Raw genomic sequence first — 16,751 nt, 5'->3', positions numbered from 1 at the left:
CCGCCTATGCGGCGGGCGGCTCGGGCTCGTGCCGTGGCGAAGGCACGTCCGGCGCCTCCGGTCGCTGCGAAGCCTCCCCTCCGGGGACGTCCGGGGCCGTCGGCCGCAGTCGGGCCAGCAGGGTGCGGCGTTCCTCGGCGAAGACCGGGTCGGCCTGGTAGTCGGAGTGGCCGAGGATCGGCGCGGGCAGTGGCAGGAGCGCGGTACGGCCATAGGCGAGGGGGTCCGTCAAAGGGGCGTGGTCGACCTGCGCGCCGGGCAGTCGCATCGGGCCGCCGATGGGGTCGGTGAGCCGGTACAGGTTGCGCCAGCAGTCGACGTCCCGGTGCAGGGAGCTGAGCGCCGCGGGCCCGAAGTGCGCCGGGAACCAGCGGCCGTAGAGGCGCTCCAGCGGGGAGCCGTAGGTCAGGAGCGCGACGCGTTTGCGTGCGGAGGGGGCGAGTTGCCAGGCCGCGGCGGCGGCGAGCACGCTGCCCTGCGAGTGCCCGGAAATGACCAGCCGTCCGCCGGTGGTCCCGGTCCACGTCGCCATCCGCCAGGTCAGGTCCGGCACCGCGCGCTCGGCGTAGCAGGGCGGGGCGAAGGGGTGGGAGGCGCGTGGCCAGAACGTGCCGACGTCCCACAGGATGCCGATCGTGCGGCGGGCAGCGGCGTCCTTGTAGGCGCGCCGGCCCCAGGTGACGAAGAGTATGAAGCCGAGGCCGATCAGCCAGGAGCCGAGGGCCTGGGCGGTCTCGGCGGCGCCGTGGACGACGGGGTAGGTGCCCTGCGCGGCCTCGCCGGGGGTCTCGTCGGTGGCGAGGGCGCCCACGAGGGCTGCGGCGCCGAGCAGCAGGGTGACACCGGAGGTGACGGCGACGATGCGGGGTCCGCGGTCGGTGAGCGAGGCCATCGCCCGGGTGTAGGCGATGCGGCGGGTCCTGGCGCGGTCCTGGGCCTCGTCCGGGTAGTCGCGTGCCACCGTGACGCGCTCGGCGCGGGCGAGCTGCCAGGCGCGGTGGGCCAGCCAGCCGATCAGCCCGAGCAGCACGACCAGCAGCGGCGGGATCACCGACGCCTGCCAGGTCAGCAGCACCGGCGGGCCCTCGATCGACGCCCCGGTGCCGTCCAGCCAGTCGGACACGCGCTGGGAGACGCCGCCGGACATCACCCCGCCGAGCGCGCAGGCCAGCATCGCCACCGCGGGTCCGCCCAGGCCCCGCAGCACGGCCCGCCGGTCGGGATCGGTGCGGTGCAGGACATGGGCGACGACCCCGAGGACGATCACGAGCAGGCCCTGGACCAGGGCGATCCCGCCGAAGGTCGTGTCACCCGGCAGCCGGCCCTCCGACCTCCACCCGGGGCGCTCCCACCCGGCGTACACCACGGCGAGGGCGAGCAGGACGAGCGCGGCGAGCGGCAGGCGCCGTACGAAGCGCTCGTCGAGTGTGCGGTCCAGCCGTCTCTCGCTGCGGCCGCGGCGGCACACCACCCACACCACGGCGACCGCGCAGGCCGCGAGGGCCGCTTCCAGAACCAGTCCCAGGGTGTCGAGTACGGCGGGGCCGCCGGGGCGGCGGTCGTGGCGGGCGGCGGCGCTGCCCACGGCGGCGGCGACCGTGATCAGGCCGGCGGCGGTGTGCGCGGCGCGCAGCCGGGCCACGAGCCGGCGCCCGTACCAGAACCCGGGCCGGCCGAGGGCGGTCGCGCCGCCGTCACCCTCGGGCTCCGGCGCCCGTTCGATGGGCTGCTGGGACTCGTAGTCGCTCCACGTGCGCCGGGACAGGTACCACAGCAGGACGGTCAGGGCGGTGGGGACGACGGAGGCGAGGGCGAGCCGGCGGCCGGGGGCGCTCCACCAGCCGCCGTCCGAGACGGTGGGTGAGAGGAAGCCCAGCCAGGAGTGGCGGTCGGCGCACGGGGCCGTGCCCGCGCACTGCCAGGCCGCGAGGTCGAGGGCGACTTCGCAGGCGGCCGCGACGAGCAGCACCGTCAGGGTGAGTCCCGCGAGCCGCACCAGGAGGCCGTACAGGCGCACGGTGCGGCGGCGGCCGTGGGCGGTGGGGCGCATCCAGTGGGCGAGGTTGACGACCATGAACGGCAGCAGCAACAGCCACAGGGCACGGGTCCCGTTGCCGGAAGTGAGGTTGCACCACACGTAGGCCTCGGGCACCGGTCGGTCGCGGCGGCGGTCGGGGCTGTGCTCGGCGTCGACGTCGTCGGCGCGCCGGAAGACGGCCGCGATGTGGTCGCCGGTGATCCGCACCGTCCGCGGATCGTTGAGCATCTCCTGCGGCGTGGTGCCGCCCACGCCGTGGACGAGGAGTTCCAGGGCGGTTCCGCTCTCGCCGCGCCCCGCGGCGGGACCGTCCGGTCCCCCGGTCGACTCGTATTCGTGCGCGTGTTCCTGCGCGTGTTCCACTGCTTCGCACTTCCCCCATGACACGCCGTCGGCTCTGCCCGTGCGGGCACAAGGATCTCCGGTTCCACCGCGCCGCACACCCCCTGTCACGGAATCTCCCCGATCTGTGATGAAACCGGAGCGTGGAGACGAACGCCGGGTGGCGGGAGTGCGACGAGCGGGCGGTGGCGCTGTCCGGCCCTCGACATGCGAGGATGGGGCGTCCTCGCATCGCGGCCGGGAAGAATGTCCCGTAGGAGCCGGTGTGCGGGGTGTGTCGACGGCACTGAGGCGAAAGGACCGGAGCGTACGTGAGCGAGAATCAGAACCTCCTCGCGGAGCAGCGGCGATCCCTGATCCTCGACGAGGTCCGCCGCCGGGGCGGTGTCCGGGTCAACGAGCTGACCCGCAAGCTCGGCGTGTCGGACATGACGGTCCGCCGCGACCTCGACGCGCTCGCCCGCCAAGGCGTGCTGGAGAAGGTGCACGGCGGCGCGGTCCCCGTTGTCGAGGCGAGTACGCACGAACCCGGCTTCGAGGCCAAGTCCGGTCTGGAGCTGACAGCCAAGGAGGACATCGCACGCGCCGCCGCCAAGCTGGTCGCGCCGGGCTCGGCGATCGCGCTGTCGGGTGGTACGACGACGTTCGCGCTGGCGCATCAGCTGCAGGACGTGCCGGACCTGACGGTGGTCACCAACTCGGTGCGGGTCGCCGATGTGTTCCACGCGGCGCAGCGCACGTCCGGCCCGCGGCAGGGCGCGGCCACGGTGGTGCTGACGGGCGGGGTGCGCACGCCCTCCGACTCGCTGGTGGGGCCGGTCGCCGACCAGGCGATCGCGGCGCTCCACTTCGACCTGCTGTTCCTCGGGGTGCACGGCATATCGGTCGAGGCCGGCCTGTCGACACCGAATCTCGCGGAGGCGGAGACGAACCGGCGGCTCGTGCAGTCGGCGCGCCGGGTGGTCGTGGTCGCGGACCACACCAAGTGGGGCAAGGTGGGCCTGAGTTCGTTCGCCACGCTGGAGCACGTGGACACGCTCGTGACGGATGCCGGCCTGCCGGAGGAGGCGCGTGGCGTGGTCGCGGAGCATCTGCGGCGCCTGGTGGTGGCCGGGGAGCCCGAGGACGACGCGGACGCCTGACCGCGCCGGACCGGCCGTCGAGAGCCCGGGGGCCGGGCTCAGTCGGGCCAGACGCCCGTCTCCAGGAGCGAGTCGATGGCGGCCGTGTAGGGCTCGATGTCCAGACCCTGGGCGGCCAGCCAGGCGTCCGAGTAGTACTTGTCGAGGTACCGGTCCCCCGGGTCGCACAGCAGCGTCACGACGCTGCCCTGCCGGCCCTCGGACACCATCTCGGCGACGATCTTCAGCGCGCTCCACAGCCCGGTGCCGGTCGATCCGCCGGCCTTGCGGCCGATGGCGCGCTCCAGGGCCCGTACGGCGGCGACGCTGGCCGCGTCGGGCACCTTCATCATCCGGTCGATCGCGCCGGGCACGAAGCTGGGTTCCATACGGGGCCGGCCGATGCCCTCGATACGGGAGCCGCAGTCGCAGGTGACGTCCGGATCGCCGGTGGTCCAGCCCTCGAAGAAGCACGAGTTCTCGGGGTCGGCCACGCAGACGCGGGTGTCGTACTGCATGTAGTGGACGTAGCGCGCGAGGGTCGCGGAAGTGCCGCCGGTGCCCGCCGTGGCGACGATCCACGCCGGCTCGGGGAACCGCTCCAGCCGCAGCTGGCGGAAGATGGACTCGGCGATGTTGTTGTTCCCGCGCCAGTCCGTGGCCCGTTCGGCGTAGGTGAACTGGTCCATGTAGTGGCCGCCGGTCTCGGCCGCGAGGCGGGCGGACTCCTCGTACATCGTGCGGGGGTCGTCCACGAAGTGACATCGGCCGGAGTGGAACTCGATGAGGCGGATCTTCTCGGCGCTCGTCGTACGCGGCATGACGGCGATGAAGGGCACGCCGATCAGCTTCGCGAAGTACGCCTCGGAGACGGCCGTCGAGCCGCTGGAGGCCTCGATGACCGGCCGGTCCGGCCGGATCCAGCCGTTGCAGAGGCCGTAGAGGAAGAGGGAACGGGCGAGGCGGTGCTTGAGGCTGCCGGTGGGGTGGGTCGACTCGTCCTTCAGATACAGGTCGATGCCCCACCGCTGGGGCAACGGGAACTGCAGTAGGTGGGTGTCGGCCGAGCGATTGGCATCGGCCTGGACTCTGCGGACGGCTTCTTTGAGCCAGGTCCGATAGGCGGCGTCGCTGTGGTCGACGTCGAGGGTCACACCGGTGCGGATCTGCGGGGAAGTACTCACGGAGGGCTCCTATCGCTGCGCGCCGACGACGCGTCGCGCGGCCGACACCCCCGATCATAAGCACCTTGGGCACGCTTCTCACCTGCATAAACGCATCTTTGAGCCCCCCAAAGCGCCCCCAGGAGCAGAGCCGGGGCAAGGGGGCGCGTGGTCCCGGGGGCGCTTTCCCCGGCGTGCTGCGGGCGCCCCCCGGCAACGGGCTCGCGGACCCTGGTGCCGGGCGCCGGGCGGGGGCAGACTGCACGGCGGGACCAAGGCCCCGGACGGGTGCCCGCAGACCACGACAGACAGCGGCAGACCACGACCGTCAGCAGGATCCGGCTTCCGGGTACGAGCATCACGTTCCGGGACGGCGGGCCGGCGGGCGGGCCGGGGGTTCGGACCGGGGGTTCGGACCGGGCGGGGCACCGTCCCGGAGCGGACCACGCCTCCGGACGGGGCACACTGGATCGGGACACGAGCCCGTACCGGGCATCGCGCGAGCGGGGCCGGTACACCGACGCGCACTAGGGGGCGGGTGGCATGGGAGAGCCGGAGTTCAGGGCCACGGGCGTGCGGATCGGGAAGCGGCTGCGTTCGCTCACCCGGGCCGGCCAGGTGAGGATCAGCGACGGCCGGCTCGAGCTCCTGACCAGCTACGGCAGTGAGATCGACAGCGCGCCGGTACAGGCCGTGCGCGCGTCCCGGCCCTGGTTCGGCCCCGATGACCGGGCCACGGCGGATCTCAACGGCAAGCGGTACCTGCTCACTCTGGGCGAGCACGACCCCGCCCCGGGAGAGCCGGGTCCGCCGGCCGCGCGGCGCTTCATCGAGGCCGTGCGCAGGGCAGCGGGGCGTGGCGACTGAGATGACCGCGAGTTGCGGTACCTCACCCCCTGCGCCACTCTGGTCTCACGTCACTCTGGGTTTACCGGCGATAACGCTGCGAACCAGCCCGCCGGCCACGACAGCAGGCGGCAGTGTCACGCAGGCGCCCTGCTGGATCCGAATCCCGTGTTCTTCCGGACCTCACGTCGGGGAGTCGCAGCCGTGATCAGCTACCCAAGCAGGCACTGCACGGTGGAGCTCCAAGCCCTGCCGTCGCGGATCGGCCAGGTCCGCAGAATCGTATCTGCGCAATTGCGCTACTGGCATCTGGATCCCCTCATCGACCGGGCCTCGCTCGGCGTGACGGAGCTGTTGTCCAACGTCCACCGGCACGCCCAGCCCGACAAGACGTGCACGGTCGAGATAGAGCTGCTGCTCGACCGGCTCACGGTCTCGGTGCGCGACGGCGACCCGCGGATGCCCGTGGTCGACGACGCCGAGCCGCTGGCGACCTGCGGGCGCGGACTCGCCATGGTCGCCGCCGTGAGCGAGAGCTGGGGCGTCCGGCCGGACGGCGAGTCCGGCAAGGTCGTGTGGTTCACCCTGCCGACGTCCACCCCCCTGGTGACGGCACCGCCCCTTCGGTCGCGGCGCACGGTCCAGGAGAAGCCCGCGCGCAGGTTCGCCGAGGTCGGGGCGTCCGCCGAGGCGCTCCGGACCGACCATGCTCCCGCCCGGTCCGCCGTTGCCGGTTGACCGGGCGGTGACCACCGTCCCCTCGCGAACCTCAGGGCCGCACGCCTTCGGGTGTGCTCCCGAGGCGTACTCTGCTGTCACCCCGGCGGGACGGCGCGCGGCACATTCGCGCGTGCCGCGCGCCGGGCCGGTCGCGGACCTGCGAGGTGCCGGCCGCGCGTGATCACGCCGTGCCTCCCTTGCGGCCGAACTCCTCGTTCAGCACGGACAGCCGGCGCCAGTACTCGTCCTCGTCGATCTCTCCGGAGGCGAAGCGGTGGCCGAGTACGGCGATGGGCGAGTCACCCTCGGCCGTGGGCCGCCCCCAGGGGCCGCCACGCCGTCCGCGCCACACCGTGCGGCGCAGCAGCGCGATGCCGCCACCGATCGCGCATGCCCAGATCAGCGGGAAGAGCAGGATCCACGGGCCGGGCCCGCCGCCGTCGCCGAAGTTCGCCAGGGTCTGCATGTCGTCCAACTCCTCGGTCACGTCAGGTCCTGTGTCGCTTTCGAGCGTCGCGCCGCGAAAGCCCCGGGTCGTCGTACGGCCGGCGGCAGTCGGCCTGCTCCGCGGGGAGCAGGCATCCGGTTCGCGGACGTCGCGCGCGGCCTCGACTTCTGTAACTACTGGTATGTACAGTGACGGCATGAGCACCCCGGAACGGCTGATCGAGTCCACCCGCGAGCTGCTGTGGGAGCGCGGCTACGTGGGCACCAGCCCCAAGGCGATCCTGGAGCGCGCGGACGCCGGGCAGGGCAGCATGTACCACCACTTCAAGGGCAAGCCCGACCTCGCCCTGACCGCGATCCGGCGGACCGCCGAGGAGATGCGGGCCACCGCGGCGGCGGTACTCGACGGGCCGGGCACGCCGTACGAGCGGATCGAGGCGTATCTGCGGCGCGAGCGGGACGTGCTGCGGGGCTGCCCGGTCGGCCGGCTGACGATGGACCCCGACGTGATCGCGAGCGCCGAACTGCGCGCGCCGGTCGACGAGACGCTCGACTGGCTGCGCGGACGGATCGCCGGGATCGTCGAAGAGGGCAAGGCACAGGGCCAGTTCGCAGCCGGCCTCGACGCCGGGGAGATCGCGGCGGCGGTCGTCGCCACCGTCCAGGGCGGCTACGTCCTCGCCCGCGCCTCCGGCTCCCCCACCGCGTTCGACGCCGGGGTCCGGGGCCTGCTCTCCCTGCTGGCACCACGGACCGCGTGAGGAGACCTCCATGCACGCCATGCAGTACGAACTCACCCTGCCCGCCGACTACGACATGGACATCATCCGCGACCGCGTCGCCCGCCGGGGGCATCTGCTCGACGACTGGCAGGGTCTCGGCCTCAAGGCCTACCTGATACGCGAGCGCGGCCTGCGCGGCTCGCCGGTCAACCAGTACGCGCCTTTCTACCTCTGGAACACCGTCGACGGCATGAACGCCTTCCTGTGGGGCGGCGGGTTCCAGGGAGTCGGTGACGACTTCGGGCGGCCGCCGGCACACCAGTGGACGGGCCTCGCGTACGAGGAAGGGAGCGGCTCCCACGCGCGGTTCGCCGTGCGGCGGCGTCAACCAGTGCCCGAGGAAGGGCTGTTGGCCGACGCCGTGGCGGACGCGGTGCGCGAGGCCGGGCGGCTGGCGGCAGCGGACGGTGCCCTGTTCGCCGCCGCGGCCGTCGACACCAGCCGCTGGGAGTCGGTGCACTTCTCCCTCTGGGAGCACGACAATCCCGAGGCGGACGGCGAGCTCTTCCAGGTACTGCACCTGTCCGCGCCGGGCCGGCACCGGCTGCCCCGGGGACGCCAGTGGTGAGCGCGATCCGCACGGTGCTGGGGGACGTGAGCCCCGCGGACCTGGGAGTGTGCGACGCCCACGACCACCTGTTCTTCGGCAGTCCCCGGCTGCCCGGGCAGGAGTTGCTCAGCGTGACGGCGGCGCGGGCCGAGCTGGCCGCGTTCCGGGAGCAGGGCGGAGGAACCGTCGTGCAGTGGACGCCGTACGGGCTCGGGCGGCGGGCCGCCGATCTGCCTCCGCTGTCCCGGGAGACCGGCGTGCACGTGGTCGCGGCGACCGGGCTGCACCAGGCCGTGCACTACGACGAGGACACGCTGGCCGGGTTGCGGGGCCGGCTCGCCGAGGTCTTCGTCTCCGAACTCACCGAGGGCATCGGGACGTCGGGGGTGCGGGCGGGGCTGATCAAGGTCGCGGGCGGGTTCCACGCACTGGACGCGCACGCCCGCTGGACCATGACGGCGGCGGCCGAGGCGCATCACGCCACGGGCGCGACGATCACCGTGCACCTGGAGATGGGCACCGGCGCGCTGGACGTACTGGACCTGCTGTGCGCGGAGTTGGGGGTGCCACCGCACCGGGTGGTGCTCGGGCACCTCAACCGCTCCCCCGATCTCGTGGTGCACCGGCAGGCGGCGGAGTACGGCTGCTACCTGGCCTTCGACGGGCCGTCCCTCGCCCATCACGCCACGGACTGGCGGATGCCGGAGGCCGTACGGGCCCTCGCCGAGGCCGGGTTCGGGGACCGGGTGCTGCTGGGCGCGGACACCACCACGGCCGCCGCCCGCTCGGTGGACGGCGGCCCCGGCATGCCGTACCTGCTGCGCCGGGTGCGGCCCCGGCTCGCGCACGCCGTGGGCGAGGAGCTGGTGGGGCGTATCCTCACCGAGAACCCGGGCCGGGCCTTCGGCACCGAGTGGCACTGACCGGCGCGGACAGCGGCCTCAGCCGCCGGCCTGGTCGCTGTCCTTCATCGCACCCCAGCCGTGCCAGCGGTCGACCTCGATCCAGGCGCTGACCCGGGGGCGGACGCGGTCCGGGTAGGGCTTGCCGGTGTAGTGCCGGGCGAGCAGGTCGATGTCGGCCAGGTCCTCGTCGTCGTACATCTCGGTGACGCGGCCGATGAGGGTGACATGGGTGTACCAGTCGTCCCCGGCGAGGACGGTGAGGGTGACCCGGGGGTCGCGGCGCAGGTGTTTCAGGCGCACCCGGCCCCCGTCGAGGTTGACCAGGACACGGCCGTCCTTCCACGCGTACCAGGTGGCCGTGGAGACGGGGGCCCCGTCGGAGCGCAGGGTGGCCATGACACACGGGTTGGGCCGGCTCAGCAGGGCCTCGGCCCCGGGCGGCAGCGGCGGCTTGGACATGGGGGGACCTCCTAGGTGTCGGACTTCTCGTCGAAGCTGGCGAAGTAGGCCGCGACCATGTCCTCGTCGGCGTGGCCCTGGGCGGCGGCACGCTCCATGCGGGCGGCGGCCGCTTCGGCGACGTCCAGGCGGACACCGTTGTCCAGGCCGGCCCGGACGATGAGCCGGGCGTCCTTGGCGGCGGTACCCACCGCGAACTGGGGCGGTGTGAGCCTGTCCTCGAGGACGAGTTCGGACTTGGCTCGCAGATAGCCCATGTCGAGCGGGCCGCCGGCGACGAGGTCGAAGAAGCCCCGGGGGTCGACGCCGAGGGCCTTGGACAGGGCGAGGGCCTCGCCGGCGGCGGCGGTGACGGCCAGCACCCAGCTGTTGGCCACGAGCTTCAGCCGGGTGGCGCCGCCCAGCGCCCCGTCCTCGCCGTTCCATACGGTCCGGGCGCCGACGGCGTCGAAGACCGGCGTGACCCTGTCCCGGCCCTCGGTGGGGCCTGCCGCGAGCACGGTCAGCTTCCCGGCCTCGGCGGGCCGGCGGGTGCCGAGGACGGGGGCGTCGTAGAAGACCAGGCCGTGTTCGTTTGCGAAGGCGGCCAGTTCTGCGACGTCCTCGATGCCCGCCGTGGTCGACTGGACCCAGGCGGTGCCGGGCCGCAGGGCGACGGCTGCCTCGCGCATCGTGTCCAGGGTGGCGGGGCCGTCGTAGAGCATGGTCAGGACGACGTCTGCGTCCTGCACCGCCTGCGCCGGACTGCCGGCGATCCGTACCCCGTCGGTGGCCAGCGCCTCGGCCTTGGACCGGGTGCGGTTCCAGGCCCGGACGGTGTGTCCGGCCCGGGCGAGGTTGCGGGCCATCGCGGCGCCCATGATGCCGGTGCCCAGGACGCTCACGGTGAGCTTGTCGGTCATTGCGTCAACTTCCTCGGTGGTGCGGTGCGGGCGGACTGCCCCGAACCAGCCTGCCCGCTCAGCGGGTCGCCTTCCCGCGCGCGACGCGGACAAGCCTGATACCGGTGGGGTCGGTCTCGCGGCCGCATGCCCGAGGACCGCTCACGCCCTCGGGGCGAGCGCCCCCAGCGGGTCGTCCAGCACCGGCTGCCAGGCCAGTTCCGCGGCGCCGACCAGGCTGTTGTGGTCGAGGCTGCAGGGCAGGATGGGGACGCCGCCGCTCTGGCCCCACAGACTGCGGTCGGCCACGACCGCGCGCAGACGTCCGGGGTCGGCGTCGAGGAGCGTGCGGTGCAGGCCGCCGAGGACGATGCGGTCCGGGTTGAGGATGTTGACCAGGCCCGCGAGGCCGAGACCGAGGCGGTCGATAAGTGCCTCGGTGGCGGTGCGGACGCCCGGGTCGTCGTAGTGGTGGCGGATCAGGTCGATGGACTGCTGGAGCAGGGACACCTCGGGGCCCGGTTCGCGTCCGGCCTCCGTGAGGAAGGCCAGCGGGTCGGTCTCCACGTCGAGGCAGCCGCGGCTGCCGCAGTGGCAGGGGCGGCCCTCGGGGTGCACGGTGAGGTGCCCGACCTCCAGGGCCAGGCCCGAACTGCCCCGGTGCAGGCGGCCGTCGAGGACGAGCGCGCCGCCGACTCCGCGGTGGCCGGTGGCGACGCACAGCAGGTCGCGGGCGCCCCGGCCGGCGCCGTGCCGGTGCTCGGCGAGCGCGGCGAGGTTGACGTCGTTCGCCGCGAACGCGGGTCCGTCGATGCCGGCCGCGCGCACCTGCTCGGCGAAGATGTCCCGCACGGGCGCGCCCGCGGGCCAGGCCAGGTGGAGCGGGTTCAGTGCCAGTCCCTCGGGTTCGGCGACGGCGGACGGCACGGCGAGGCCCGCGCCCACACACCGCAGCCCCGTCGTGCGCAGCAGTTCGGCGCCGGCGGTGACGACCGAGGCCAGCACCTTGGCGGGGTCGGCGTCGACGATCTCGCAGCCGGGCGCGGTGGCGACGATCCGGCCGCCGAGTCCGACCAGTGCCGCCCGGAACCCGTCGGCGTGCACCTGCGCGGCCAGCGCGACGGGCCCGTCGTCGGCGACGGCCAGTTTGTGGGAGGGCCTGCCCTGCGAGCCGGCGGCCGCGCCGGGCCGGGCGTCGACCCGGATGAGCCCGAGTGCCTCCAGTTCGACGGCGACCGCACCGGCGGTCGCCCGCGTCACCCCGAGTTCGGCGGTGAGCACGGCCCGGGTCGGGGCTCGCCCGGTGTGCACGAGTTCCAGTGCGGGTCCGAGCGCTGCGCGCCCCCGGTCCAGCCGTGCCCTCGAAGTGCTCCCGTTCCCCGCCTGCCGGGGGTCCGCCTTCCCGCTCATGAGGGCGAGTCTCCCATGATCCGCCGGGTTGGTGGCCGAGCGTGCCCGCCGGGCGCCGCCGGGCCGCCGGGGTCGCCGGCCGGCGGGGGCTTCAGGCCGCTGACCCGGAGCGTGATGTTGAGCCGGCCGGTCAGCCCCAGCGCGGGCGGTGCCGTGTCCGCGTGGACGCGTGGGACGCCGTGGTAGGCGAACCGGGAGGGGCCGCCGAAGACGAACAAGTCACCGCTGCGCAGCTCGACGTCGGTGTAGGGCCGGGTGCGCGTCGCGGTGTTGCCGAAGCGGAACACGCAGGTGTCGCCGAGGCTGAGCGACACCACCGGCGCGTCGGACTTCTCGTCGCTGTCGCGATGCATGCCCATGCGGGCTTCGGCATCGTAGAAGTTGATCAGCGCGATGTCGTAGTCCGGCGGGGGTCCGCCGAGGGTGTCGTGGACCGCCCGGCGGCCGAGTTCGCCCAGCCACCGCGGGAACGGCTTGACGGGCGCGCCGTCGCCGTCGGCGACCGTGGGGGCGTAGGCGTAGGGGTACCAGTGCCAGCCGAGGCAGACCTGCCGGGCGGTCATGGTGCCGCCGCCGGGGGTGCGGACCGTGCGCAGGCCCGCGGGCGGCCGGGCCCACGTGCGGCAGGCGTCGAGCAGCGCCGACTGGCGCTCCGCGTCCAGCCAGCCGGGCAGGTGCACGGCGCCGGGCGCGACCTGCGTACGGGCCCTGGGGAACAGCTCGCCGTCCATGCCTCCATGGTGCCCGACACGCCCTGAGCTGCGGCTCGGCTAGCCTGGTCGCACGATGGACGACCGTATGACGACGCCGTGGGGCGAGCCGGCGCTGACCCGTTTCCCCGAGGACCCGCGCGACCGGCTGCGCGCCTGGGACGCCTCCGACGAGTACCTGCTGAGGTACCTGGCCGAGGAGCGGGTGCCGCTGGACGGCACGGTCGTGGTGCTCGGTGACCGCTGGGGGGCGCTGGTCACGGCGCTCGCGGCGCACCGTCCGGTGCAGATCACCGACTCCCACCTCGCGCAGGAGGCGACCCGCGCCAACCTCGCCCGAGCCGGGGCCGAGGTGGGCGCGGTGCGGCTGCTGACCACGCAGGACCCGCCGCCCGAGCGGATCGACGTGCTGCTGGTGCGGGTGCCGAAGAGCCTGGCGCTGCTGGAGGACCAGTTGCTGCGTCTGGCGCCGGCGGTGCACGCGGGGACGGTGGTCGTCGGTACGGGCATGGTGAAGGAGATCCACACCTCGACACTGACGTTGTTCGAGCGGATCCTCGGTCCGACCCGCACCTCCCTCGCCGAGAAGAAGGCCCGGCTGGTCTTCTGCACTCCGGACCCCGCCCTGGAACGGCCCGCCAACCCGTGGCCGTACGTGTACACGCTGCCGGACGGCATCGGTCCCGCCGCGCACGGCACCGTCGTCAACCACGCCGGGGTCTTCTGCGCCGACCGGCTGGACATCGGGACGCGGTTCTTCCTCCGGCACCTGCCCGCGGGGCGGGGTGGCCGGGTGGTGGATCTGGGGTGCGGCAACGGCGTGGTGGGTACGTCGGTGGCGCTGGCCGACCCGGGCGCCGAGGTGCTGTTCGTGGACGAGTCGTTCCAGGCCGTGGCCTCGGCGGAGGCGACGTACAGGGCGAACGGCGTGCCGGGGCAGGCGGAGTTCCGGGTCGGGGACGGGCTGGCGGGCGTGCCGTCCGGCAGTGTCGACCTGGTCCTGAACAACCCGCCGTTCCACTCCCACCAGGCGACGACGGACGCCACGGCCTGGCGGATGTTCACCGGGGCGCGCCGGGCTTTGCGGCCCGGCGGGGAGCTGTGGGTGGTCGGCAACCGGCACCTGGGCTACCACGTCAAGCTGCGCAAGCTGTTCGGCAACAGCCGGCTCGTGGCGAGCGACCCGAAGTTCGTGGTGCTGAAGGCCGTCAAGAGGTAGGGGCGCCGAGGGTCTTCAGGGTCCTCGCCACCGCTTGTGTCATCGCGTCCCGCGCGAGGGTCAGATACTCGCGCGGATCGACTGCCTCGGGCCGCTCGGCGAGGAACTCCCGCACGGCTCCCGTCAGTGCGATGTTGAGGGCCGTCCCGACGTTGACCTTGGTGATGCCGCCCGCCACGGCCGCCGTGAGTTCGTCGTCCGGGACACCGGAGGAGCCGTGCAGGACGAGCGGGACGTCCAGTGCGGCCGACAGGCGGGTGAGCAGGTCGTGGTCGAGGACGGCGGTTCGGGTCGTCATGGCGTGGGAGCTGCCGATGGCGACGGCGAGGGCGTCCACACCCGAGTCGGCGACGAACGCCCGGGCCTCGTCGGGGTCGGTGCGGGCGCCGGGGGCGTGCGCGTCCAGCGGCGGTCTGCCGTTCTTGCCGCCGATCTGGCCCAGCTCCGCCTCGATCCAGAGGCCTCGCGCGTGCGCCCAGTCGACCGCCGCCCGGGTCGCGGCGAGGTTCTGTGCGTAGGGCAGCCGGGCCGCGTCGTACATCACGGAGCTGAAGCCGGCGTCCGCGGCCTGGTGGAGCAGGGTGTCGCTCCGCACGTGGTCGAGGTGCAACGCGACGGGTACGGCGGCGCGTTCGGCCGCGGTGACGGCCGCGCGGGCGAGCGGGAGGAGCTGCCCGCCGCGGAACTTCACCGCGTTCTCGCTGACTTGCAGCACGACGGGGGCGCCCACCGACCCGGCGCCTGCGATGACGGCCTCGACGTGCTCCAGCGTGATGACGTTGAAGGAGGCGACGGCCGAGCCCGCCGCGGCGGCTCGGGTGACGAGGTCGCCTGTGGTGGTGAGGGACACGGGGTCTCCAGGGTCAGGGCGCGAGGATCACCGAACGGGTGAGGTGGCGGGGACTGTCGGGGTCCAGCCCGCGGGACGTGGCGACGGCGACCGCGAGGCGCTGGACGCGGATCAGTTCGGCGAGCGGGTCGAGCCGCCCCGCGATCCACAGCGCGCCCGTGCCGCGTACCTCCTCGGCGAGGCCGTCCGGCGCGTCGCCGAGCATCCAGGTCGCCGTGCCCGTGGTGCTGACGCTGATCGGGCCGTGCCGGTACTCCATCGCCGGGTAGGCCTCCGTCCAGGCCAGCGCGGCCTCGCGCATCTTCAGCCCGGCCTCGTTGGCCAGGCCGACGGTCCAGCCGCGTCCGAGGAACGTGAACTGCCCGCACGTCACCAGTCCTTCGGGCAGCGGCTCCGCCAGGGCGGTGCGCGCGTCGGTGACGGCGGTTCCCGGGTGCAGGCCGAGGTGGGCGCGGAGCAGGGTGAGGGTGGTGGTCGCGAACCGGGTCTGGACGACGGAGCGTTCGTCCGCGAAGTCCAGGACGACGAGGTCGTCGGCGGCCGTCATCACGGGCGTGTCGGGGTCGCCGGTGACCGCCGTGGTGCGGGTGCCGCCCTTCAACCGGTCCAGCAGGTCCAGGACTTCCGTCGTGGTGCCGGAACGGGTGAGCGCGAGGACCCGGTCGTAGCGGCGGCCGTGGGGGAACTCCGAGGCGGCGAACGCGTCGGTCTCGCCCTGGCCCGCGCCCTCGCGCAGGGCCGCGGCGGCCTGCGCCATGAAGTACGAGGTGCCGCAGCCGACGATTGCGACCCGCTCCCCCGGTGCCGGCAGCGCCTTCGCGTGCCGGTCCGCTTCCGACGCGGCGCGTTCCCAGCACTCGGGTTGGCTCGTCAGTTCGTCCTCGACATGCGTCATCCCGCACCCTCCGCTCCACTGCCCAACCGATCTGCTTGTTCATGCAAGATATAGCCAGCTTTCGAGCATCATCAAGCATTCTGCTCAGGACGGGGTGCGTTAGGGTCGCCGGAGATCGAGACGTGGAGGTGCGGATGTCGCGCGACGCGCGCTGGAAGGCGCTGCTGGAGCTGCTCGTGGAGCGCGGCCGGCTGGACGTCGAGGACGCCGCGGCCGAGCTCGGGGTGTCTGCGGCCACGATCCGCCGTGACTTCGACGGGCTCGCCGAGCAGCAGATGCTGGTGCGCACCCGGGGTGGCGCGGTCGTGCACGGGGTGTCGTACGAGCTGCCGTTGCGCTACAAGACGGCCCGTCACGCCTCCGAGAAGCAGCGCATCGCCACGGCGGTGGCGGATCTGGTGGCGCCGGGCGAGGCGGTCGGGCTGACCGGGGGGACCACCACGACCGAGGTGGCGCGGGCCCTGGCCGTGCGGGGGGACCTGGCGTCCGGGTCGCCGGCGCTGACCGTGGTGACGAACGCGCTGAACATCGCCAACGAGCTGGTCGTGCGGCCCCAGTTCAAGATCGTGCTGACCGGCGGGGTGGCGCGGGCCCAGTCGTACGAGCTGGTCGGGCCGCTCGCGGACGGGGTGCTCGGGCAGATCACCGTCGATGTGGCGGTGCTCGGTGTCGTCGCCTTCGACGTGACACACGGCGCGGCGGCGCACGACGAGGCGGAGGCGGCGGTCAACCGGCTGCTGTGCGAGCGGGCGGAGCGGGTGGTGGTCGCCGCCGACTCCAGCAAGCTCGGGCAGCGGGCGTTCGCCCGGATCTGCGCGGCGGAGGCGGTGGACACCCTGGTCACGGACACGGCGGCCGACCCGGAGACGGTGCGGCGCTTCGAGGAGGCCGGGCTGCGGGTCGTCACGGTCTGACGGCGGCGGTCTCACGGTGCCGGTCCGGCAACGGCGACGGTCCGGCCGTTCAGTGGTCCGAGGCGGCGGTCCGGCGGTTGGCGGTCCGACGGCGGCGTCCGGCCGTTCAGTGGTCCAAGACAGCGGTCCGGTGGTTTCGCGGTCCGACGGCGGACGGTCCGGCCGTTCAGTGGTCCGAGGAGGCGGTCCGGTGGTTTCGCGGTCCGACGGCGGACGGTCCGGCCGTTCAGTGGTCCGAGGAGGCGGTCCGGTGGTTCAGCGGTCCGCGACGGCGGCGGTCCGATGGTTTAGCGGTCCGCGACGGCGGCGGTACGGCGGTTCAACGGTCCGCGACGGCGGCGGTCCGGCGGCGCGGCCTTCCCTCGGCGGTTCTAGTGCCGCGGCAGGCCACGTTTGCCCGTGAAGGAGCGGCGTCCGGTGCGTGCTCTCGGCGTGCCGGCCGGAAGCCCTCGTACGGGGCGTACTCGGGCTTTCGGCCGGTGCGGCGAGAGGGCGTGCC

Annotated in this window: 17 protein-coding genes; 8 read left to right on the top strand and 9 right to left on the bottom strand. The window is 73.6% G+C overall.

What is annotated here, in order from left to right:
- Positions 1–4: 4 nt before the first annotated feature.
- The gene (locus AB0937_RS05975) at positions 5–2,266 is read right to left on the bottom strand and encodes a hypothetical protein (protein WP_366710216.1); all 2,262 of its coding nucleotides are present in this window, start codon (positions 2,264–2,266) and stop codon (positions 5–7) included.
- A 425-nt stretch (positions 2,267–2,691) separates the two neighbouring features.
- Here AB0937_RS05975 and AB0937_RS05970 point away from each other — a divergent pair, with 425 nt between their 5' ends.
- On the top strand, positions 2,692–3,522 hold the full coding sequence (locus tag AB0937_RS05970) for a DeoR/GlpR family DNA-binding transcription regulator (protein WP_366709757.1): 831 nt from the start codon (positions 2,692–2,694) through the stop codon (positions 3,520–3,522).
- Between the two features lie 38 nt (positions 3,523–3,560).
- Here AB0937_RS05970 and AB0937_RS05965 read toward each other — a convergent pair whose 3' ends face one another.
- The gene (locus AB0937_RS05965) at positions 3,561–4,685 is read right to left on the bottom strand and encodes a PLP-dependent cysteine synthase family protein (protein WP_366709756.1); all 1,125 of its coding nucleotides are present in this window, start codon (positions 4,683–4,685) and stop codon (positions 3,561–3,563) included.
- A 522-nt stretch (positions 4,686–5,207) separates the two neighbouring features.
- Between AB0937_RS05965 and AB0937_RS05960 the strand changes: the two genes are divergently transcribed.
- Positions 5,208–5,531, top strand: coding sequence for a hypothetical protein (locus AB0937_RS05960; RefSeq protein WP_366709755.1), 324 nt, complete (start codon positions 5,208–5,210; stop codon positions 5,529–5,531).
- A gap of 183 nt (positions 5,532–5,714) precedes the next feature.
- Positions 5,715–6,248, top strand: a complete 534-nt coding sequence (locus tag AB0937_RS05955; RefSeq protein ID WP_366709754.1) for an ATP-binding protein — start codon at positions 5,715–5,717, stop codon at positions 6,246–6,248.
- 163 nt (positions 6,249–6,411) lie between these two features.
- On the opposite strand, the gene AB0937_RS05950 is transcribed toward AB0937_RS05955, so the two are convergent.
- Positions 6,412–6,696: an SHOCT domain-containing protein gene (locus AB0937_RS05950; protein WP_366710215.1), complete on the bottom strand. Its 285-nt coding sequence runs from the start codon at positions 6,694–6,696 to the stop codon at positions 6,412–6,414.
- A 163-nt stretch (positions 6,697–6,859) separates the two neighbouring features.
- Between AB0937_RS05950 and AB0937_RS05945 the strand changes: the two genes are divergently transcribed.
- From AB0937_RS05945 to AB0937_RS05935, 3 genes are read left to right on the top strand one after another with little or no spacing between them, the layout of a single operon-like run.
- Positions 6,860–7,438 (top strand): TetR/AcrR family transcriptional regulator, encoded by a 579-nt coding sequence (locus AB0937_RS05945; protein WP_366709753.1) that lies wholly within the window; start codon positions 6,860–6,862, stop codon positions 7,436–7,438.
- 10 nt (positions 7,439–7,448) lie between these two features.
- Complete coding sequence (locus tag AB0937_RS05940) at positions 7,449–8,027, top strand: DUF4865 family protein (protein ID WP_366709752.1); 579 nt, start codon at positions 7,449–7,451, stop codon at positions 8,025–8,027.
- A complete protein-coding gene (locus AB0937_RS05935; protein WP_366709751.1) occupies positions 8,024–8,932 on the top strand; it encodes a phosphotriesterase in 909 nt (302 codons plus the stop codon). Before AB0937_RS05940 ends, AB0937_RS05935 begins: the two co-directional genes overlap by 4 nt.
- Positions 8,933–8,950: 18 nt before the next feature.
- Here the strand turns inward: AB0937_RS05935 and AB0937_RS05930 are convergent, their stop codons facing one another.
- From AB0937_RS05930 to AB0937_RS05915, 4 genes are all read right to left on the bottom strand, one after another.
- Positions 8,951–9,373 (bottom strand): PPOX class F420-dependent oxidoreductase, encoded by a 423-nt coding sequence (locus AB0937_RS05930; protein ID WP_366709750.1) that lies wholly within the window; start codon positions 9,371–9,373, stop codon positions 8,951–8,953.
- An 11-nt stretch (positions 9,374–9,384) separates the two neighbouring features.
- Positions 9,385–10,275: an NAD(P)-dependent oxidoreductase gene (locus AB0937_RS05925; RefSeq protein WP_366709749.1), complete on the bottom strand. Its 891-nt coding sequence runs from the start codon at positions 10,273–10,275 to the stop codon at positions 9,385–9,387.
- Between the two features lie 141 nt (positions 10,276–10,416).
- The gene (locus AB0937_RS05920) at positions 10,417–11,664 is read right to left on the bottom strand and encodes an ROK family protein (protein WP_366709747.1); all 1,248 of its coding nucleotides are present in this window, start codon (positions 11,662–11,664) and stop codon (positions 10,417–10,419) included.
- Positions 11,661–12,395 carry an alpha-ketoglutarate-dependent dioxygenase AlkB gene (locus AB0937_RS05915; RefSeq protein ID WP_366709746.1) on the bottom strand — a complete coding sequence of 245 codons (735 nt, stop codon included), beginning with the start codon at positions 12,393–12,395 and terminating at the stop codon, positions 11,661–11,663. Before AB0937_RS05915 ends, AB0937_RS05920 begins: the two co-directional genes overlap by 4 nt.
- Before the next feature lie 67 nt (positions 12,396–12,462).
- Here AB0937_RS05915 and AB0937_RS05910 point away from each other — a divergent pair, with 67 nt between their 5' ends.
- Positions 12,463–13,593: a methyltransferase gene (locus AB0937_RS05910; protein WP_366710213.1), complete on the top strand. Its 1,131-nt coding sequence runs from the start codon at positions 12,463–12,465 to the stop codon at positions 13,591–13,593.
- Here AB0937_RS05910 and AB0937_RS05905 read toward each other — a convergent pair.
- Positions 13,583–14,443, bottom strand: a complete 861-nt coding sequence (locus tag AB0937_RS05905; protein WP_366709745.1) for a class II fructose-bisphosphate aldolase — start codon at positions 14,441–14,443, stop codon at positions 13,583–13,585. The two genes, AB0937_RS05910 and AB0937_RS05905, sit on opposite strands and share 11 nt — an antisense overlap.
- 13 nt (positions 14,444–14,456) lie before the next feature.
- The gene (locus AB0937_RS05900) at positions 14,457–15,338 is read right to left on the bottom strand and encodes an SIS domain-containing protein (protein ID WP_366709743.1); all 882 of its coding nucleotides are present in this window, start codon (positions 15,336–15,338) and stop codon (positions 14,457–14,459) included.
- Positions 15,339–15,472: 134 nt separating this feature from the next.
- Between AB0937_RS05900 and AB0937_RS05895 the strand changes: the two genes are divergently transcribed.
- A complete protein-coding gene (locus tag AB0937_RS05895; protein WP_366709741.1) occupies positions 15,473–16,252 on the top strand; it encodes a DeoR/GlpR family DNA-binding transcription regulator in 780 nt (259 codons plus the stop codon).
- Positions 16,253–16,751: the final 499 nt, after the last annotated feature.

This window comes from Streptomyces sp. NPDC047880, from assembly GCF_040706515.1.
Taxonomy (GTDB): domain Bacteria; phylum Actinomycetota; class Actinomycetes; order Streptomycetales; family Streptomycetaceae; genus Streptomyces.
The sequence above is the reverse complement of the archived record's forward strand: the minus strand, read 5'-3'. Positions and strand labels throughout refer to the sequence as shown.

Coding starts and splice junctions, on each gene's coding strand:
- AB0937_RS05975 (WP_366710216.1), bottom strand. CDS start 2,266: ATGCTCAACGATCCGCGGACGGTGCGGATCACCGGCGACCACATCGCG.
- AB0937_RS05960 (WP_366709755.1), top strand. CDS start 5,208: ATGGGAGAGCCGGAGTTCAGGGCCACGGGCGTGCGGATCGGGAAGCGG.
- AB0937_RS05950 (WP_366710215.1), bottom strand. CDS start 6,696: ATGCAGACCCTGGCGAACTTCGGCGACGGCGGCGGGCCCGGCCCGTGG.
- AB0937_RS05945 (WP_366709753.1), top strand. CDS start 6,860: ATGTACAGTGACGGCATGAGCACCCCGGAACGGCTGATCGAGTCCACC.
- AB0937_RS05940 (WP_366709752.1), top strand. CDS start 7,449: ATGCACGCCATGCAGTACGAACTCACCCTGCCCGCCGACTACGACATG.
- AB0937_RS05930 (WP_366709750.1), bottom strand. CDS start 9,373: ATGTCCAAGCCGCCGCTGCCGCCCGGGGCCGAGGCCCTGCTGAGCCGG.
- AB0937_RS05925 (WP_366709749.1), bottom strand. CDS start 10,275: ATGACCGACAAGCTCACCGTGAGCGTCCTGGGCACCGGCATCATGGGC.
- AB0937_RS05920 (WP_366709747.1), bottom strand. CDS start 11,664: ATGAGCGGGAAGGCGGACCCCCGGCAGGCGGGGAACGGGAGCACTTCG.
- AB0937_RS05915 (WP_366709746.1), bottom strand. CDS start 12,395: ATGGACGGCGAGCTGTTCCCCAGGGCCCGTACGCAGGTCGCGCCCGGC.
- AB0937_RS05910 (WP_366710213.1), top strand. CDS start 12,463: ATGACGACGCCGTGGGGCGAGCCGGCGCTGACCCGTTTCCCCGAGGAC.
- AB0937_RS05900 (WP_366709743.1), bottom strand. CDS start 15,338: ATGACGCATGTCGAGGACGAACTGACGAGCCAACCCGAGTGCTGGGAA.
- AB0937_RS05895 (WP_366709741.1), top strand. CDS start 15,473: ATGTCGCGCGACGCGCGCTGGAAGGCGCTGCTGGAGCTGCTCGTGGAG.